Here is a 17,380-nt window from a genome sequence, read left to right on the forward strand (position 1 = left end):
CATGAAGCCCGTCATCTTCGGCCTGTCCGGCCCCGTCCTCACGCCCCAGGAACGCGCGTTCTTCGCCGAGTGCGAGCCTGCCGGCTACATCCTGTTCAAGCGCAACATCGTCGACCGCGCGCAGGTCCGCGCGCTGACCGACTCGCTCCGTGCCTTGGCAGGACGCGACGATCTGGCGATCCTGATCGACCAGGAGGGGGGACGCGTCGCGCGGATGGGGGCCCCTGAATGGCCCGCATTCCCTGCGGGCCCGGTGTTCGACGCGGCGTACGAGCGCGCGCCGATGACCGCGATCCAGGCGGCGCGCGCAAACGGGCAGGCGCTGGGGGTGATGCTCAGCGAGGTCGGCATCACCGTCGACTGCGCGCCGCTGCTCGACGTGTCGCAGCCGGATACGACCGAGGCGGTGTCGTGCCGCACCTACGGGTCGGACCCGATGCGGGTGGCGGCGTTGGGTCGGGCGATGCTCGAGGGTCTGGCAGAAGGCGGCGTCGTCGGTGTCGTCAAGCACATGCCCGGTCACGGTCGCGCCAAGCTCGACACGCACCACCACCTCCCGACCGTCACCGCGACCGATGCCGAGCTCGAGATCGACCTCGAACCGTTCCGCACGCTCAACCAGGCGCCGATGGGGATGACCTCACATATCGTCTTCGACGCGTGGGACGCCGACCGCCCCGCGACGCTGTCGCCGATCGTGATCGAGCGGATCATCCGCGAGCGGATTGGCTTTGACGGGCTGCTGATGACCGACGACATCGATATGAAGGCGCTGTCGGGCACCGCCGGCGACAAGGCGGCCGGGGCGATCGCGGCTGGGTGCGATCTGGTGCTCGATTGCTGGGCGCGGATGGACGAGATGGTCGAGATCGCCGGGCGGCTGGAGGAAATCTCGCCAGCGGCGCGCGCGCGGTTGGACCGGGCGATGGCGTCGGTCGGGGCGGCGAAGGGTAATTTTGCCGAACTGATCGCTACGCGGGACGCGCTGTTGGCGCGGGTCTGAGCTTATTTAAGACTAGTGCACATCTCCCTATTCACCTCCCCGGCGGAGGCCGGGGTCCAGTTGGAGAGGTCGCAGTAACGAAGCGCGACGCCGACAATTGACGTCCCCCAACTGGGCCCCGGCCTCCGCCGGGGTGGATCTTTGGTAAGCGTGGTGCTTGGAACCTGTGCTTCGATACGCGCCTTCGATACGGCTCTGACGAGCCTACTCGGCCGCTACTCAGCACGAACGGTTTGGGGGGGGGCGTCAGTTTGCGGGGAGAGCTTGAGGTTGCGTGACCCGCCCCACGAGCCAGAGCCACGTCACTCCATCCGCGCGCCAGCGGTCCCCATCGCCAGCGCGTTCTCGCGCCAAGCTACCGCAACACCCCGGGATGCGCTGTTTTCCTGCATGATGTAGCGTGCGCCAATGGACGACGCCCAACTGACGCTGGATCTCGACGGGTGGGAGGGGCCGCTCGATCTGTTGCTATCGCTCGCGCGCGGGCAGAAGGTCGATCTGCGGAAGATTTCGATCCTCGCGCTGGTCGAGCAGTATCTCGCCTATGTCGAGTCCGCCCGCGCGCTGAAGCTCGAACTGGCGGCGGACTATCTCGTGATGGCGGCGTGGCTGGCGTATCTGAAATCGGCGTTGCTGTTGCCGCGCGACCCGCTCGCCGAACCGGACCCGGAAGAACTCGCGCTGCGGCTGCAACTCCGGCTCGAGCGGCTGAGTGCGATGCGCGAGGCCGGCGCCCGGCTGATGGCGCGCGATCGTACCGGGCGTGACGTCTTCCTGCGTGGGGCACCCGAAGGGCTGCGGACTGTGCGGAAGGCGGCGTGGCAGGCGGAGATCTTCGACCTGATCGCCGCTTACGGTCGGATTTCCGCGCGGACGCGGCCGGTGATGCATGTCGTCGCCGACCGCGAGGTGATGACGCTGGAGGCAGCGCTGGAGCGCGTGTCGATGTTGGTCGGCGAACGGATCGACTGGAGCGTGATCGAAAGCTTCCTGCCCGAAGCAGGCGAGCGGTTGCGGCGATCGGCGCTCGCATCGAGCTTCGTCGCGGCACTCGAACTCGCGCGACAGGGGAAGATCGACCTGCGCCAGGCCTCGCCGTTCGCGCCGCTCTATCTCAGGGCGCGCGCGTGACGCCGCCGGATGAGTTCGTGCGCGCGGTGGAGGCGGTGCTGTTCGCGGCCGAGAGCCCGCTGACGATCGACTCGATCCGCGCGCATGTCGGGGCGGGCGATGTCCGCGCGGCGCTGGACCGGCTGACGGCCGATTATGCCGGGCGCGGTATCCATATCGTCCGGCGCGGCGAACGCTGGCAGTTCCAGACCGCGCCGGACATGGCGCACATGCTGCGCCGCGACCGCGAGGAGCCCCGCAGGCTCAGCCGCGCCGGCATCGAGACGCTGGCGATCATCGCCTATCACGAGCCGGTCACGCGCGCGGAGATCGAGGCGATTCGCGGGGTGCAAATCTCTAAGGGGACGCTCGACGTACTGATGGAGGCGGGCTGGGTAAAACCGGCGGGGCGGCGCGAGGTGCCGGGGCGGCCGCTGATGTTCGCGACGAGCCCCGAATTTCTCGTCCATTTCGGGCTGGCGAGCCGCCGCGACCTGCCGGGGATCGACGATCTGCGCGCTGCGGGGCTGCTCGATCCGGTCGATCTCGCCTTCGATCGGCTTGAAGATGATGAAGATGGCAATGGGGTGGCGCAATCTCTGGCATTGGGACGGGATGAGCCTTAGATAGGGTCCAGTTTTCAGGAGAATGGCCATGGGCGGTTTTAGCCCGATTCACTTGCTCGTCCTCGCGGTAGTCGCGATCCTCCTTCTTGGCGGCGGTCGGTTCTCGAACCTGATGGGAGACGTCGCGAAGGGCGTGAAGAACTTCAAGAAGGGCATGTCGGAGAACGACGACGAGACGCCGGCTAAGCCGTCGGCGCGGATCGAAGCGCAGAAGTCTGCCGATCCCGCGTTCGACCGCGACGGCAATCGCGTCCGCGACGACCGTCCTGCCTGAAGCAAGCGTGCTGAAGTTGGCAGAGTTGAAGACCCTAGATAGGCGCGGCTGAATGTTCGATATCGCGCCCTCCGAGTTCCTGCTCGTGGCATTCGTCGCGCTCGTCGTGATCGGTCCGAAGGACCTCCCCAAGGCGATGCGCGTGGTCGGCTATTGGGTCGGCAAGGCGCGCGGCGTTGCGCGACAATTCCGCTCGGGCTTCGATTCGATGGTTCGCGAGGCCGAACTCGAAGAGATGGAAAAGCGCTGGGCCTCGGAAAACGAACGCATCATGCGCGAGCATCCGCAGACGGGTGCGGACGCAGGGGCGGATACTGCACAGGTCGTGCATTCGCCGGAAACGGACGAGCACCGGCGCGATTACCGGTCTATCGACGATGCGGACGATCACACGAACGAGCCGGTGATGGTCGAGAAGCCGGTAGTGGCCGCCGCTCCGTCCGACGGCGCTCTCCCCGCCGCGTCATCGTCTACCGCCACCTCGTCCGACACGGCTGCGGTTCCGACCGACCATGACGGTAAGCCGCTCGCGGATTGTGGTAAGGACGCTTTGAATACCCCGGTCTCGACCGTGGTCCATCCCGACGACAAGACCGGCAAGTCCGACATAGCGTCATCGTGAGCGTTATGGTTGTGAACGCCTCCCCAAACGCCGAAAGCATAGCATGAGCGAGATCGACGCAAGCCGGGCGCCGTTGCTCGACCATCTGATCGAGCTGCGGCGGCGGTTGCTGTACTGCATCGCCGCGCTGGTCGTGACGTTCGGGATCGCGATGTATTTTGCCGAGGATATCTTCGGCTTCCTGGTCCACCCCCTGCTCGCGGCGGGGCAGAACAAGGTGATCTATACCGAGATCTTCGAAGCGTTCTTCGTCCAGATCAAGGTGGCGTTCTTCGCGGCGATGATGCTGTCGTTCCCGGTGATCGCGAACCAGCTCTGGCAGTTCGTCGCGCCCGGCCTGTACAAAAAGGAGAAGCGCGCGCTGCTGCCGTTTATCCTCGCGACTCCGGTGCTGTTTCTGACCGGCGCGGCGATGGCCTATTACATCGCCATTCCGATGGCGCTGCACTTCTTGCTCGGGTTCGACGGGATGGTCGGCGGGATTCATCGCGAAGCGCTGCCGGCGATCGGCAACTACCTGTCGTTCACGATGCAGTTTCTGTTCGGCTTCGGGATCTCGTTCCTGCTGCCGGTGCTGCTGATGCTGCTGGAGCGGGCAGGGATCGTCACGCGTAAGCAGCTGATCGGCGCGCGGCGCTACGCGATCGTCGCGGCGTTCGCGATCGCAGCGGTGCTGACGCCGCCGGATATCGGGTCGCAGCTGTTGCTCGCGATCCCGCTGGTCATTCTGTACGAACTCGCGTTGATCGGGATCTGGTTCACCGAGCGCAGCCGGGCGAAGGCCAAGGCGGTCGAGGGCGAGTCGACTGATATCGTCGAAAGCTGAAGGCTACCAAGGACTGATACGAAAACGGGGTCCGGTGCATGTGCACCGGACCCCGTTTCGTATCAAAAGCGCGAGGCTTACTTGGCGCTGTCTGCGGTCTTCGCGACGGTCTTGCCCGCCGATGCCACGTCCTTGCCTGCACCCTCAACGGTGTTGCATGCCGAAACCATGAGCGCGCCTGCGACGACAACCAATCCAACCAACTTACGCATGAAACTTCCTCCTAGAAAAGGCACGAATGCCACCGGGGGTGAAATGTTCGGGATCGCGGTTCGTTCCGATCGACCGGGCACTATTTGCGCGGATTCAGCGGCTTGCGCACGGGCATCGAACGATAAAGGCCCGGATGCATCACCGGGGGGGGAGGGTGATGCATCCGGGCCTATGACTTGGACAGCGAGAGCGGGGGGGCATAAAGTCGCTGTCCGCAATGTTGAACGGCGAGCGCCCCAAGATGTTCCCGTCGCGCGACGATTATCCGAAAAAAACTAGGGCTAACAAGTATTAACCGTCAGCGACTTGCTGCCGATCAGTCGCGCCCCTTGACTGCGAACGCGATCTCGTAAGCGCCGACCAGCGGGTCGTGGTGCAAGGGCGAGCGCAACTGCCGCGACAGGCCTTCCATGACGCGGCCATAGCGCACGACGGCCTCGCGAAACGCATCGCTCTCCACGAGGGCGCGCGAGACGACGCGCAACAGCGCGCGTTCGGGCGCGTCGGCAGGCTTGACGACGATCCGAATCTGCGCGGCGGGATCACAGGATATCGCCAGCTCGATCGTTTCGGTCGCCAGGAACGCGATCGCCACGGCGACGTCCTGATTGACCAGGTATGGATCGATATCGAGCGTGATCCCCAATCCATGCGATCGTTCGGACGCGGTCGCACGAATGTTCGCCGATAGTTCGCCGATCATCGTCCGCAGGTTCAGGCCGCGATTCTCTTCGAGTTCGGCGAAATGATTACGGTGGACCACGGCGAGCGCATCGACGCGGCGCTGGATCGACGCATAGGCCACCGTCGCATCCTCGCTCGGCGCGCTACGCGCATGGAAATTGATGAGACTGGAAATGACCTGTAGGTTGTTCTTGACCCGGTGATGCACTTCGCGCGTCAATTTGGTCTGGCGGACGAGCCCCTCCGCGAGCCCGGCTTCGTGCAAGGCCACAGTCTGGCTGATCGCCTGGAAGGTGTCGCCGAGTTCGCGGATTTCCTGTGCCGGCAATGTCCGGACCTCGCCGAGATCGAGCGTCTCACCCGGCGTAAACGCAGCGACTGCGCCACGCAGGCGGCGGAGTGGTCGGATCAACAGACGGTCGACGACGAACCATGCGATGCTTGCTGCTGCGAGCCACATTAGCAACGGAAGCAGCATCGCCACGACCAGCGACGAGGTGACCGGCGCACTTCGGATGCTGGTGCGCAAGGCGATCCCGGCAACGCCCAGATCGGTCCGCATCGTCTCCATGCGATCGAGCGGGCGTTCATCCGGGATGGTCTCGAGCGTCAAGGCATCTTCGTCGAGCACTAGCGCGCTGCTGAAGGTGAGTGCACGGCTGGACGGGCGGCCGATCTTTTGCAGGAACGGCTGCGGGAAATAGGCGCGGGCGAACGTATCGCCACCGGGCCCGGAGATCGCCAGCACCAGCCCACGGTTGGGGATGATATCCGCGGTGATCGGCATGTCGGTCTGGCGGAGTGCCGCAGGCATCGGGATCGGTGTGCCGCATAATACGCCGCCGGCGCGGTCGGTGATGACGAACCGTGTACCGGCGGAGGATTGCTGGGCGAATACGCCTTGCGCCCGCGCGCAACTCGGCGCGTCGGCGGGATCGTTACCGAGCGCGTTCACCGCGACCCGCAATGCGGTCATGTCGCCGACCAACTCGATCGCGATCGCCCGCGCGCTTTCGTTCGCGGTCACGCGCAGGCGCGCCCGCGCCTCGGTATCGGCCAGGCGAGTCGTCTGGAAGGTTGCGAAAACGGCTATGAGCGCCAACGGCAACAATGCCGCGCTGAGGATCAGAAACAGCTTGGCGCCCGTGGGCAGCCGCCCCATCGCCGAAATCAGCCGGGTTTCGCGTCGGCCGTCGGTCTGGTCGTCATGCTCGGTGGCAATGGCGGTTACGGCGGGCTGAACTGGGATGGAATTTTGCGGCGAGGCCATGCGGCCCGCGCTCAGTCTAGCTTGCCGAGAAGGTCCAGCAGATCCTCCGGGATCGCCTCATCGACGGTTTTCTGATAAACCGAACGAAGGGCCGACCCCATTTGCTGATCCTTGTCCGGCCCCTTTGTGGAGGTGGTAGCAGGCACTGTATTCTGCGTGTCGTGGCCCAAACTCAAAACTTCCCCCTGCACGACGCGAACCTGATCATCTGGCATACCATGTCACAAAAGGGCGATATGCAAACCCGCCACGACGGATGTCGAGCGGGTTGCGGAGTCGCCTACGATGGAGGTGAAACCAAACACTGTCTCGTTAGTTCCCTGTTCAAGCGAAAATCGAACCTTTGGTCCAGCCTTATGTGCCTTTTGGACCAAAGGATGCTTTTTCGGCTATCGCCATTGCAATGATACGAGGCACCCGACACATGAGGGGCCGCGTAGGATCAGGGAGTATTCGTTACCCATGTCGCTTGGACAGCAACTCGCACCGCACCTTCCCTTTTTGCGGCGCTACGGCCGGGCCCTGACCGGCAGTCAGATGCACGGCGACAAATATGTGCGCGCTACGCTCGAGGCGATCGTCGCCGCACCCGAAGAGTTCCCGCGGGACGTAGATCCGCGCTTGGGCCTGTATCGGATGTTCCAGGTGATCTGGAATTCGGCCAATTTCGACGAGGTTGCCGATGAAACGATATCGGACGGCGGCGGTCATGAGGCGGTGGCCCGTGCGCGTCTCGCTCGTATGACGCCACTTTCGCGTCAGGCCCTGCTGCTGACCGCGATGGAAGGCTTCACGCCAGAGGACGCGGCCTATTTGATCGAGGTCGATTCGAGCGAAGTCGACGATCTCGTCGCCGAGGCGCTTTCCGAGATCGAGAGCCAGACGCGGGCCAAGGTCCTCATCATCGAGGACGAGCCGATCATCGCGATGGATATCGAGACGATCGTTCGGGATCTGGGCCATGATGTGACCGGTGTTGCCGTCACCCGCGACGAAGCGGTCGCGCTGGCGATGGAAACGCGGCCGGGCCTCGTGCTGGCCGACATCCAGCTTGCCGACGACAGTTCGGGCATCGACGCCGTCAAGGATATCCTTGCTGAGTTCGAGGTTCCGGTGATCTTCATTACCGCATTCCCCGAGCGTCTGCTGACCGGCGAGCGTCCCGAGCCGACGTTCCTGATCACCAAGCCGTTCCAGCGCTCCACGGTGAAGGCGGCGATCAGCCAGGCGCTGTTCTTCGATCAGGCGACCGTTCCTGTCGCGTAAGATCGCCGGCTGACATGCAGCGTTAGCGGTCAGTTTTTTCCAACCGCTTGATCGCGTGTCCGTGTCGATGCATCTTGGGTTCGCTTCCGTAAATGGTTGCGGACCCAAAACGGTTTTCGGGGGTTTACTCGACATGGCTGATCCGAACGAACCCATTCATATTGCCACCGAAGATGCCCGCGCAGGCTCTACCCCGCATATGACCCGGTATATCCTCGTCATATCCCTGGTGCTCGTCATAGCGATATTTGGCTTCCTCGTTATTCGCTGACATAAGTTAGGCGTACATGGCTGGCATTGCTGGTCTGAACGCCTATGTTTGCCTGCAACCTGCTACGCTTGGTGCAGCACGTCCGATGACGCGCTCGTAAGCTAACGATCGATACTGACAGGATTTTCATGGTTCAGCCTGCTCCACATACCGACGATGAGGACGATATCGACGAAGTCGTCGCGCCGGTGGAGCATGTCTCTTTGTCCGACGCCGAGTTCAAGGTTCAGCTTGCGCAGGTGATCCCTCATCTGCGTGCGTTCGGGCGCTCGCTATCCGGAAGCCGCGATCTCGCGGACGATCTGGTTCAGGAGACGCTGCTCAAGGCTTGGGCCGCACGTCTGCGGTTCCAGGCTGGCACCAACATGCGCGCCTGGACCTTCATCATCCTGCGCAACCTGTATCTGTCGCAGATGCGTCGCGCGCGCTTCAAGGGCGAGTGGGACGATCTGGTAGCAGATCGCATTCTCGCCGCGCCTGCTAGCCAGGATCGTCACGTCGAACTCGGCGATATGCAGCGTGCGCTGATGCATCTCCCGCAGCCGCAGCGCGAGGCGCTGATTCTCGTCGGTGCGGGTGGCTTCGCATACGAAGAGGCCGCGGAAATCTGCAACGTCGCGGTCGGCACGATCAAGAGCCGCGTCGCGCGCGGTCGCGTCGCGTTGGAGACGATCCTGACCGACGGCTCGCTGCCATCACGCCGGGATCATGAGACGGACACCAGCAAGACGGCGCTCGATTCGATCATGGGTGACGTCGAACATCTGAGTCGCGGTCGATAAACGGCGATGCATAGCGCTCACCCCGGAGATGTTCCGGGATGGTCGGTGCCGCAGTTCACTGTCTGAAAGTTACGCGGTGCCGTGGACGCCGGAATGGGTCGGCGACGCTGGACCGCTTCGGACAGGCGTGCCCAAATCATGGCCTGGCTAAGCTGGTGCCGCCCGGGTGGCTTCCCGATCAGTGGAAGCTCTGACCCGTTCCATCCAGTTGGCGCAAAAGCCGCGCCATATCGGCGGGTAAGCCATCCTGTTCACTAAAGGCATTGCGCAGCACATCGCCGACCGCGTCGGTGACGCGGGGGCGCCGCACGATCTGTTGACCATCCGTTTCGCGTTTGATCGTGAGAGAAGAATACATCATACCGCGCACAACGTGCGATCGCGAAATTAGTTGCTTTCGTTTGTCAAGCGATACTTTTAATTATTGAGTATTGCGGGGTGGTCATGCCGAATACTGAACATAAGTTAGATAACGCGGTTGATCGCGCGCGCCTGTGGTCGCCTTTTCTATCGATGATTCTCGACCGTGAGCCGGTCATCGCGCGATCGTTCGCGGCGGGACGTCTTGATCTGGGGTTGACGAGCGCCGAGCCCGATATGCCGGTCGCAAAACGGTTGAGGCTCGAACGGCGCGCGATGGCGCTCAACGTCGCCGTCGGTGATCTGGCGGGTGTGCTCGACCTCACCGCGGTGACAGGGGCGCTGACCCGCTTCGCCGACTATGCACTCGATACCGCGATCCGTGCCGCGATCGAGGAGCGGACGCCCGGCGCAGAGCCGCTTGGCTTTACCGCGATCGCGCTTGGCAAACAGGGCAGCGGCGAGCTCAATTATTCGTCGGACATCGATCCGATCCTGCTGTTCGACCCCGCGACGCTGCCACGGAAACCGCGCGAGGAGCCCGAGCAGGCGGCGGTGCGGATCGGCAAGCGCGTTGTCGAGCTGCTTCAGGCGCGTGACGGCGATGGCTATGTCCTGCGCGTCGACCTCCGGTTGCGCCCCTCGCCCGAGATCACGCCGATCGTCCTGCCGGTGGAGGCGGCGATCGGCTATTACGAGGCGCAGGCGCTGCCGTGGGAGCGCGCCGCGTTCATCCGCGCGCGGGCTGCGGCGGGCGACGTCGCGCTCGGCCAACGGTTTCTCGATGCGATCCGGCCGTTCGTCTGGCGCCGCGCGCTCGATTTCGGGGCGATCGGCGAAATTCGCGGGATCTCTGCGCGGATCCGCGATCACCATTCGCAGGGGCAGGCGTTCGGCCCCGGCTATGACCTGAAGCGCGGGCGCGGCGGGATACGCGAGGCGGAGTTCTTCGCGCAGATCCACCAGCTGATTCACGGCGGGCGCGATCGGAGCGTCCGTGCGCCCGCGACTCGCGATGCGCTCGCGCGGCTGGCCGAGGCGGGCTGGATCGGCACCGACGAGTCGCAGGCGCTGATCGACGGCTACACGTTGCTCCGGACGATCGAGCACCGCGTGCAGATGATCGACGATCGCCAGACTCATGCGCTGCCGACCGGGGAAGCGCTCGACCGCGTGGCAAAGCTGCACGGTCTGGAGGATGCGGGGGCGCTGCTGGCTCTGCTCGCGCCGCGGGTGGCGGAGACCGGGCGGATCTATGATGCGCTCGACGACACGGTGCGTCCTGCATTCTCGCACGACGCGGTGACGCTGGAGGCCGATCTCGCCGCTGCCGGGTTCGACGAGCCCGAGCCTGCGCGCCGTCGGATCGAGGCGTGGCGGGGCGGGGCCTATCCGGCGCTGCGCAGTCTGGCCGCGCGCGAGGCGCTAGAGGCGGTGTTGCCGACCCTCGTCACTGCGTTTGCGACCGCACCGGTGCCGCAGGCGGCATTGCTCCGGCTCGATGCACTGCTCGAACGCCTGCCGAGCGCGATCAACATCTTTCGTCTGCTGGAAGCGCGGCCGGGGTTGGCGACGTTGCTTGCCGCGATCCTCAGCCACGCGCCGACGCTCGCCGACGATCTTGGGCGACGACCCAACCTGCTCGACGGGCTGATCGACGCGACCGCATTCGAGCCGGTCGGCGATATCGCGGCGCTGGAGGCGGCGATGCGCGCAGGCGATGCCGGGGGCGATTACCAGGCGCGGCTTGATCATGTCCGCCGGGTGGTCGGCGAACTGCGGTTCGCGCTCGGGGCGCAGATCGTCGCAGGCGCGTCCGATCCGCTGCACGTCGCCGCCGGCTATGCGCGGGTGGCGGAGGCGGCGATCGGCGTGCTGGCGCGCGCGACGATCGAGGAGTTCGCCAAGACGCATGGGGCGGTGCCGGGCAGCGAGCTCGTCATCCTCGCGCTCGGGCGGATGGGCGGCGCGATGCTTACGCACGCGTCCGATCTCGACCTGATCTATCTGTTCACGGGCGACTTCACCGCGGAGTCCGACGGGCCGAAACCGCTTGGTGCAACGCTGTATTACAATCGGCTCGCCCAGCGCGTGACCGCAGCGCTGTCGGTCGCGACGGCCGCGGGCCCGCTCTACCAGATCGACACGCGGTTGCGGCCGTCGGGCGGGCAGGGGCCGCTGGTCGTCACGCTCGACAGCTTTGCCCGTTACCAGCGCGAGGATGCGTGGACGTGGGAGCATATGGCGCTCACCCGGGCGCGGCCGGTGTTCGGTTCGCTGGACGAGCGCGCCTCGGTCGCGGAGATCGTCCGCGGCGTGCTCGAAGGCGACCGCCCGACCCGCGACGTGGTCGCCGAGGCGCGGTCGATGCGCGCGGACATGGCAGCGCACAAGCCACCCAAGGGGCCGCTCGATGCCAAGCTTCTCCCCGGCGGCCTCGTCGATCTGGAATTCGCGGTGCACGTCGTCCAGCTGGTCAACCGCGCTGGCTTCGATCCCAATCTGGGCACCGCGATCGATCGGCTGACGACTAAAGGCCTCGTCCCGCCGACGTTGCTTGCCGCGCATGACGTGCTGACCCGCCTGCTGGTCACGCTCCGCCTCGTCGCGCCGGATGCTGCGCCGCCGGGTCACGCGACGGAAGAACTGATCGCGCGTGCGATCGGCGTCGCGGACTGGCCGGCGGTGGTTGCCACGCTCGAATCGACGCGGCAGGAGGTTCGCCGGTTCTGGACACAAGTGACGGGAGAGCATGATGGATGAAGGCGCAAAGATCCCCGACGTGACGGTCACGATTGACGACACGGCTGTGTCGCTGGCGAGCCTCGGTGCGCCGCTCTTGGTGTATTTCTATCCGAAGGATGACACGTCGGGCTGCACCACCGAGGCGAAGGACTTTTCCGCTCTCGCCGACGCGTTCGAAGCGGCGGGTGTAAAGGTCGTCGGCATCTCGAAGGACACGCCCGCCTCGCACGCGAAATTCACCGCCAAGCATGCGCTTACCGTGCAACTCGGCAGCGATGTCGACGGCGTCGCCTGCGAGGCGTTCGGCGTCTGGGTCGAGAAGGCGATGTACGGCAAGAAGTACATGGGGATCGAGCGCGCGACGTTCCTGTTCGGCGCCGACGGCACGCTCGCCAAGGTGTGGCACAAGGTCCGCGTCCCTGGCCATGCCGACGCCGTGCTGGCAGCCGCAAAGGCACTCTGAAGACGTTTCCGTAAGGCCCCGGGATTCGCGGATATTCCGGCGCCTTGCGGCATCGTTCCCGCTTTGGCGCCCTGATCCGCATCAACTCGCCGCATCAACCTGCCGCCCCGCCGCTAGAATGCCCGCGCGCCCTTGCCCGGAACGGCCGTATTTGGCCTAACTCGCAGTGTCTGGGGCGCGGAGGGGCTGCGAGTCAGGACAGAGTTTCGGTGCCGTGCGCTTTCACGCGAACGGCCCTGCATTTTTGTGTCGGGGACCAATGGTCGAATTTACCGCAGCAGCCATCGTGACGCGCTTCAAGACCGCGTCCGTGACCGCCACATCATCCGTTTTCCGCCGGGTTGCCGGTGCCGCCGCAATGATCGCGCTATCCGGCTTCGGCGTCGCCGCCCAGGCGCAGGTCGCCACGTCGACCAACGGCGCTAAGCTGCACCACATTGCAGCCACCGGCGGTCCGATGATCGCCGCCAACACCGAGGAAGCCACCGCCGATCTCCGTGCCGACGCGCAGTTCCGCACGCTGTTCCAGACATGGAAGAAGCTCGACGCCACTCAGCAGGGCGTGATCGCGATCCCGTCGGTGCAGCCGGTCCACTCGCTCTCGTTCACCAGCAATTTCGGGATCCGCTCGGATCCGTTCCGCGGCACCGCGGCGATGCATGCCGGCGTCGACATTCCCGGCCCGGTCGGCACGCCGATCTACGCCACCGCCGACGGCATCATCGCGCACGCCGGTCGCCAGGGCGGCTATGGCAACATGGTCGAGATCAGCCACGGCAAGGGCATCGCGACGCGCTACGGTCATCTCTCGAAGATCCTCGTCGCCGACAACGCCCGCGTCACCCGCGGCCAGCTGATTGCGCTGATGGGCTCGACCGGCCGCTCGACCGGCCCGCATCTTCACTATGAAGTCCGTATCGACGGCCACGCGGTCAACCCGATCCCATTCCTGACGACCGCGGATTACCTGCTCGCCGCACAGGACCGCTCGGTCAACGCGATCCCCGTTTCGACGGGCGGCCCCGCCGCACAGGACTAATGCCGACGCAGGCGTAGGCGCCAATAGTAGGCCACACCCCTGTCACCCCGCATCACCCGTCATCCCAGCGAAAGCTGGGATATCCCTCCACGGGGACGGACCATCAGCATGAGATCCCAGCTTTCGCTGGGATGACGGGTGAGGCAGCGGCGACGGTCTCACAGGCGGCGACGGTCCTGCGGCGAGGGGGCGGTCCCCAAAGGGCGAGACGGCATTTTCACGGACGAGGTGCAGCCCCAGATCCCGCTAACCCCAAGGTTGCCGCGGATAGCGCAACCTCCTATCTCCCAGACATGGCAACGCTGGTTCAAGACATCATCCTCACCCCCTCCGCCGCGGCACGCGTCGCGGCGATCGCCGTCAAGCAGGGGAAGCCGGCGATCCTGCGACTTTCGGTCGACGGCGGCGGCTGTTCCGGGTTCCAGTACAAGTTCGGGTTCGCCGACTCGGTCGAGTCCGACGACGTAATCGCCGAGCATGACGGCGTGAAACTCGTCGTCGACAGCGTCAGCATCGATCTCGTCCGCGGCTGCGCCATCGATTACGTCGAGTCGCTCGCCGGCGCCGCGTTCAAGGTCGAGAACCCCAACGCCGCCTCGGGTTGCGGCTGCGGCTCCAGCTTTTCGGTCTGACGGTCCATGAAAATCGTCACGTACAACGTCAACGGCATCAAGGCGCGGTTGCCGCGGCTGATCGAGTATCTCGTCGAGGCGCAGCCCGACATCGTCTGTCTCCAAGAACTCAAGTCGAGCGACGACACTTTCCCGATCGCCGATATCGAAGCGGTCGGCTACGGCGCGGTGTGGCACGGCCAGAAGGCCTGGAACGGCGTCGCGATCCTCGCGAAAAGCGGCACGCCGGTGGTCCGCCAGCGCGGCCTCGACGGCGAACCCGAGGACGACCACAGCCGCTATATCGAAGCGGAAATCGATGGCTTGATCGTCGCTGCGTTGTATCTCCCCAACGGCAACCCGCAACCGGGGCCCAAATTCGACTACAAACTCCGCTGGATGGACCGCCTCGCCGACCGCGCACGCGTAATCCTGGCTGAAGAAAAGCCAGCGATCCTCGCAGGCGATTACAACGTCATCGCCAATGACGACGACATCTTCTCCGTCCGCGCGATGCAGGACGATGCGCTGATGCAGCCCGAAAGCCGCGAGCATTACCGCGCGCTCGTCGCGCAGGGCTGGACCGACGCGCTTCGCACGCAATTCCCCAAGGGCGGCGTCTGGACGTTCTGGGATTACCAGGCCGGCGCGTGGCAGCGCGATGCCGGGTTCCGCATCGATCACCTGCTGCTCAGCCCGCTGGCCGCCGACCGGATGATCGATGCCGGCGTCGACAAGGCCTATCGCGGCCGTGAAAAGGCCAGCGATCATGCACCGACATGGGTCCGGTTGCGATGAAGGCGCTATCGGTCGCTCTGCTGTCGTTCGCGGCACTGTATGCGACCAGCGCCAGCGCGCAGGACCGCGAATATTGCCCTGAGCGGCCCGGGCTCGACACGCCCGCCTGCACGATCGCGCCGGGCAAGATTTCGGTCGAGACGTCGATCGCAGACTGGACGCGCGACGATCAGCCCGGTTCGCGCGAGGACAACATCCTGTTCGGCGACACGCTGGTCCGCGTCGGCGTGAGCGATACGATCGAGGCGCGGATCGGCTGGACGCCGTTCGGGCATGACCGAAAACGCGACTCGACGGGCGTCGATACGGTCAACGGGGTCGGCGACGTGTCGCTCGGAATGAAGGCGAACCTGCTCAATCCGGATGGCTCGGGAGTATCGGTGTCGGTGCTGCCGTTCGTGACACTGCCGGTCGGACGGTCTTCGATCGGTGCAGGCGACTGGGGTGCGGGGTTTCTCGTGCCGCTGACCTACGAACTGTCGGACACGGTCTCGCTCGATCTGACACCGGAGATCGATGCGGCGGTCGATCAGGACGGCAACGGCCGGCATCTGGCGTACAGCTCGACCGCCGGCCTGGCGTTCAAGGTCGCGAAGGACTTCACGCTCACCGGCGAAGTGCAGGCGTTGCGCGACAACGATCCCGACCAGCATGCGACGCAGGCGCTCGCCGCGCTGTCGCTGGCGTGGATGGCGAACGACGATCTCCAGTTCGACATCCTCGGTGCGGCGGGGCTCAACGACGACACCCCGGATACGCGGGTGTATGCCGGAATATCGCGGCGGTTCTAGATGTTGGCCGGCCTGTTCCTGCTCCAAGCGGTAGCCGGGCCGCCGCTTCCGCCGGAACTGCGCAAGCGCGTCGCGCGAGCGACGATGCCGTGTCCGGTACAGACCGATCCCTACGGTGAGATCGTCGTCTGCGCGCGACCGACCGACCAGCGGCTCGCCAAGCTTCCCCAGCCGGTCCAGCCACCGCCCTTCGATCCGCTGTCGTTCCGCCTGCCCGGGGGCGGCAAGGGCAACGTCCACGCGATTCGTACCGAACTGCCCGGTGCGGTCGGGCAGGGGGGCGCGGTAACGCTGAAGATGCCGTTCGGTAGGGGGAAGCGGGAGTAGCGCGTACACCCCCTTTCGTCAGGATGACGGAATGTGAGGGGTCGCGCCTTACAGCGTCCGCTCGTACACCTGATACACCTTGTTCACCCGGCTCTCGATCGTCTCGGCGATCGACCGCATCCCCTGGTTGTCGTCGAGGATCCAGCCGATCTCGGCCCGGCTCGCACCATAATTCGCGACCGACGCACGGCGGATATATTCGATCATCATGAAGGCCAGCTGGCTCGCCATCCGCGACGCCTGCAACTCCTTCACCACCCCCATCAGCGGCACGCGCACCGTCCGCACCTTGGGTTTGCGCAACCACCACAACAGCTTGGCCCAGCCGAACGGGAGCAGGCTGCCGTTCAGCGGTTTGATCGCCTCGTTCAGGTCGGGGAGCGTGATCATGAACGCGACCGGCCTGCCATCCAGTTCGGCGATGCGGATCAGGTCGTTGAAGACGATCGGCTTCAGCTTCACGCCGACGTCCTTGATCTCCGGCGGCGTGAGTGGGACGAAGCCCCAATTGTCGCGCCAGGCATCGTTGAGGATCGCGAGGATGATTGCCGCTTCCTCCTCGAACTTGGTCTTGTCGACGTTGCGGACGGTGATCCGCGCGTTCTTCTCGCCCGACTTGATGATGCGCTGGACGATCGGCGGGAACTGCTTCGTGACGTCGACCTCATAGGTCATCAGCTGTTTGATCGGGCGATACTGCGCCCATTCGATCCAGCCGCGATATTCGCGCTTGGCATGGCCCATCATGATCGTCGGCGGATGATCGTAACCGTCGATCAGCAGGCCCGGCTCCTCCCAGATCGACATGCTGATCGGCCCCATCGCGCGCGTCATGCCCTGTTCGCGCAGCCACGCTTCGGCGCGCGCGAGCAGCGCCTGGAAGATGTCCTGCCGCTCGGCCTCCATCAGGCCCCATTGGCCGACGCCGGGACCGAAGCCCTGCTCGGGCGGCATCGTCAGCGCGAGCGTATCGATGTGCGCGGAAATCCGCCCGACCACGCGGCCGTCTTCCTCGGCGAGGAACAATTGCGCCTTGGCATGGCTGAACCAGCCATTCTTCTCAGGCGTGATCAGCCCCAGCGCCTCGGACTTCAGTGGCGGCACCCAGTTGGGATCGTCCGCGTAGAGGCGAAACGGCAGGTCGATGAAGATCTTCCGGTCCTTCTTCGTCTCGACCGGACGGATTGTAAGATTGGCCATGTGTCGTTCCCGAAAGCGCAGTCGAGCGTGTCTAGCCAGCGATGCCGACAAAGGCGAGTACATGCGTTATCGGCCGCTACTGTCACGGTGATCGCGTTT

The 17,380-nt window shown here is 65.0% G+C and carries 20 protein-coding genes and 1 pseudogene; 16 read left to right on the plus strand and 5 right to left on the minus strand.

What is annotated here, in order from left to right:
* The first annotated feature begins 1 nt into the window (after position 1).
* The 6 genes and pseudogenes from C8J40_RS06015 (at position 2) to tatC (ending at position 4,461) form a co-directional block, all read left to right on the plus strand.
* Entirely contained in the window at positions 2 to 1,003 is a 1,002-nt protein-coding gene (locus C8J40_RS06015; RefSeq protein WP_132896200.1) for a glycoside hydrolase family 3 N-terminal domain-containing protein, read from the plus strand.
* A gap of 408 nt (positions 1,004 to 1,411) precedes the next feature.
* Entirely contained in the window at positions 1,412 to 2,134 is a 723-nt protein-coding gene (locus C8J40_RS06020) for a ScpA family protein (RefSeq protein ID WP_132896201.1), read from the plus strand.
* On the plus strand, positions 2,131 to 2,739 hold the full coding sequence (gene scpB, locus C8J40_RS06025; RefSeq protein WP_132896202.1) for an SMC-Scp complex subunit ScpB: 609 nt from the start codon (positions 2,131 to 2,133) through the stop codon (positions 2,737 to 2,739). The genes C8J40_RS06020 and scpB overlap by 4 nt, the downstream gene beginning before the upstream one ends.
* Positions 2,740 to 2,767: 28 nt before the next feature.
* Positions 2,768 to 3,013 (plus strand): Sec-independent protein translocase subunit TatA, encoded by a 246-nt coding sequence (locus tag C8J40_RS06030; protein ID WP_056416986.1) that lies wholly within the window; start codon positions 2,768 to 2,770, stop codon positions 3,011 to 3,013.
* A gap of 52 nt (positions 3,014 to 3,065) precedes the next feature.
* Positions 3,066 to 3,296, plus strand: a pseudogene (gene tatB, locus C8J40_RS20700) (Sec-independent protein translocase protein TatB); the annotation flags it as partial.
* Positions 3,297 to 3,678: 382 nt separating this feature from the next.
* Complete coding sequence (gene tatC / locus C8J40_RS06040; RefSeq protein WP_132738053.1) at positions 3,679 to 4,461, plus strand: twin-arginine translocase subunit TatC; 783 nt, start codon at positions 3,679 to 3,681, stop codon at positions 4,459 to 4,461.
* Positions 4,462 to 4,538: 77 nt separating this feature from the next.
* Here tatC and C8J40_RS06045 read toward each other — a convergent pair whose 3' ends face one another.
* The 3 genes from C8J40_RS06045 to C8J40_RS06055 all read right to left on the minus strand — a co-directional run bounded on the left by C8J40_RS06045 (position 4,539) and on the right by C8J40_RS06055 (position 6,843).
* A complete protein-coding gene (locus C8J40_RS06045) occupies positions 4,539 to 4,673 on the minus strand; it encodes an entericidin A/B family lipoprotein (protein WP_132738056.1) in 135 nt (44 codons plus the stop codon).
* A gap of 317 nt (positions 4,674 to 4,990) precedes the next feature.
* The gene (locus C8J40_RS06050) at positions 4,991 to 6,520 is read right to left on the minus strand and encodes a sensor histidine kinase (protein ID WP_165911376.1); all 1,530 of its coding nucleotides are present in this window, start codon (positions 6,518 to 6,520) and stop codon (positions 4,991 to 4,993) included.
* Between the two features lie 119 nt (positions 6,521 to 6,639).
* A complete protein-coding gene (locus C8J40_RS06055; RefSeq protein WP_132738058.1) occupies positions 6,640 to 6,843 on the minus strand; it encodes a NepR family anti-sigma factor in 204 nt (67 codons plus the stop codon).
* 247 nt (positions 6,844 to 7,090) lie between these two features.
* Between C8J40_RS06055 and C8J40_RS06060 the strand changes: the two genes are divergently transcribed.
* From C8J40_RS06060 to C8J40_RS06065, 3 genes are all read left to right on the plus strand, one after another.
* Positions 7,091 to 7,894: a response regulator gene (locus tag C8J40_RS06060; protein WP_132896204.1), complete on the plus strand. Its 804-nt coding sequence runs from the start codon at positions 7,091 to 7,093 to the stop codon at positions 7,892 to 7,894.
* Positions 7,895 to 8,027: 133 nt separating this feature from the next.
* Complete coding sequence (locus C8J40_RS20195; RefSeq protein ID WP_165886511.1) at positions 8,028 to 8,165, plus strand: hypothetical protein; 138 nt, start codon at positions 8,028 to 8,030, stop codon at positions 8,163 to 8,165.
* Positions 8,166 to 8,293: 128 nt separating this feature from the next.
* The gene (locus C8J40_RS06065; RefSeq protein ID WP_132896205.1) at positions 8,294 to 8,947 is read left to right on the plus strand and encodes a sigma-70 family RNA polymerase sigma factor; all 654 of its coding nucleotides are present in this window, start codon (positions 8,294 to 8,296) and stop codon (positions 8,945 to 8,947) included.
* A gap of 178 nt (positions 8,948 to 9,125) precedes the next feature.
* Here C8J40_RS06065 and C8J40_RS06070 read toward each other — a convergent pair whose 3' ends face one another.
* Positions 9,126 to 9,308: a hypothetical protein gene (locus C8J40_RS06070; RefSeq protein WP_207901152.1), complete on the minus strand. Its 183-nt coding sequence runs from the start codon at positions 9,306 to 9,308 to the stop codon at positions 9,126 to 9,128.
* A gap of 83 nt (positions 9,309 to 9,391) precedes the next feature.
* On the opposite strand from C8J40_RS06070, the gene C8J40_RS06075 reads away from it, so the two are divergent.
* The 7 genes from C8J40_RS06075 (at position 9,392) to C8J40_RS06105 (ending at position 16,081) form a co-directional block, all read left to right on the plus strand.
* Positions 9,392 to 12,070, plus strand: a complete 2,679-nt coding sequence (locus tag C8J40_RS06075) for a bifunctional [glutamine synthetase] adenylyltransferase/[glutamine synthetase]-adenylyl-L-tyrosine phosphorylase (protein ID WP_132896207.1) — start codon at positions 9,392 to 9,394, stop codon at positions 12,068 to 12,070.
* Positions 12,060 to 12,515, plus strand: coding sequence for a peroxiredoxin (locus tag C8J40_RS06080; RefSeq protein WP_207901153.1), 456 nt, complete (start codon positions 12,060 to 12,062; stop codon positions 12,513 to 12,515). The genes C8J40_RS06075 and C8J40_RS06080 overlap by 11 nt, the downstream gene beginning before the upstream one ends.
* A gap of 259 nt (positions 12,516 to 12,774) precedes the next feature.
* Positions 12,775 to 13,554: a M23 family metallopeptidase gene (locus tag C8J40_RS06085; protein ID WP_243693227.1), complete on the plus strand. Its 780-nt coding sequence runs from the start codon at positions 12,775 to 12,777 to the stop codon at positions 13,552 to 13,554.
* A 293-nt stretch (positions 13,555 to 13,847) separates the two neighbouring features.
* Positions 13,848 to 14,186 (plus strand): iron-sulfur cluster insertion protein ErpA, encoded by a 339-nt coding sequence (gene erpA, locus C8J40_RS06090; RefSeq protein ID WP_132896209.1) that lies wholly within the window; start codon positions 13,848 to 13,850, stop codon positions 14,184 to 14,186.
* Between the two features lie 6 nt (positions 14,187 to 14,192).
* Positions 14,193 to 14,963, plus strand: coding sequence for an exodeoxyribonuclease III (gene xth / locus C8J40_RS06095; protein ID WP_132896210.1), 771 nt, complete (start codon positions 14,193 to 14,195; stop codon positions 14,961 to 14,963).
* Positions 14,945 to 15,754, plus strand: coding sequence for a transporter (locus tag C8J40_RS06100; RefSeq protein WP_347812457.1), 810 nt, complete (start codon positions 14,945 to 14,947; stop codon positions 15,752 to 15,754). Before xth ends, C8J40_RS06100 begins: the two co-directional genes overlap by 19 nt.
* Positions 15,755 to 16,081, plus strand: coding sequence for a hypothetical protein (locus tag C8J40_RS06105; protein ID WP_132896212.1), 327 nt, complete (start codon positions 15,755 to 15,757; stop codon positions 16,079 to 16,081).
* Positions 16,082 to 16,129: 48 nt separating this feature from the next.
* On the opposite strand, the gene C8J40_RS06110 is transcribed toward C8J40_RS06105, so the two are convergent.
* Entirely contained in the window at positions 16,130 to 17,281 is a 1,152-nt protein-coding gene (locus tag C8J40_RS06110) for a GNAT family N-acetyltransferase (RefSeq protein WP_132896213.1), read from the minus strand.
* Between the last annotated feature and the right edge of the window lie 99 nt (positions 17,282 to 17,380).

This window comes from Sphingomonas sp. PP-CC-3A-396 (assembly GCF_004343105.1).
Taxonomy (GTDB): Bacteria; Pseudomonadota; Alphaproteobacteria; order Sphingomonadales; family Sphingomonadaceae; genus Sphingomonas.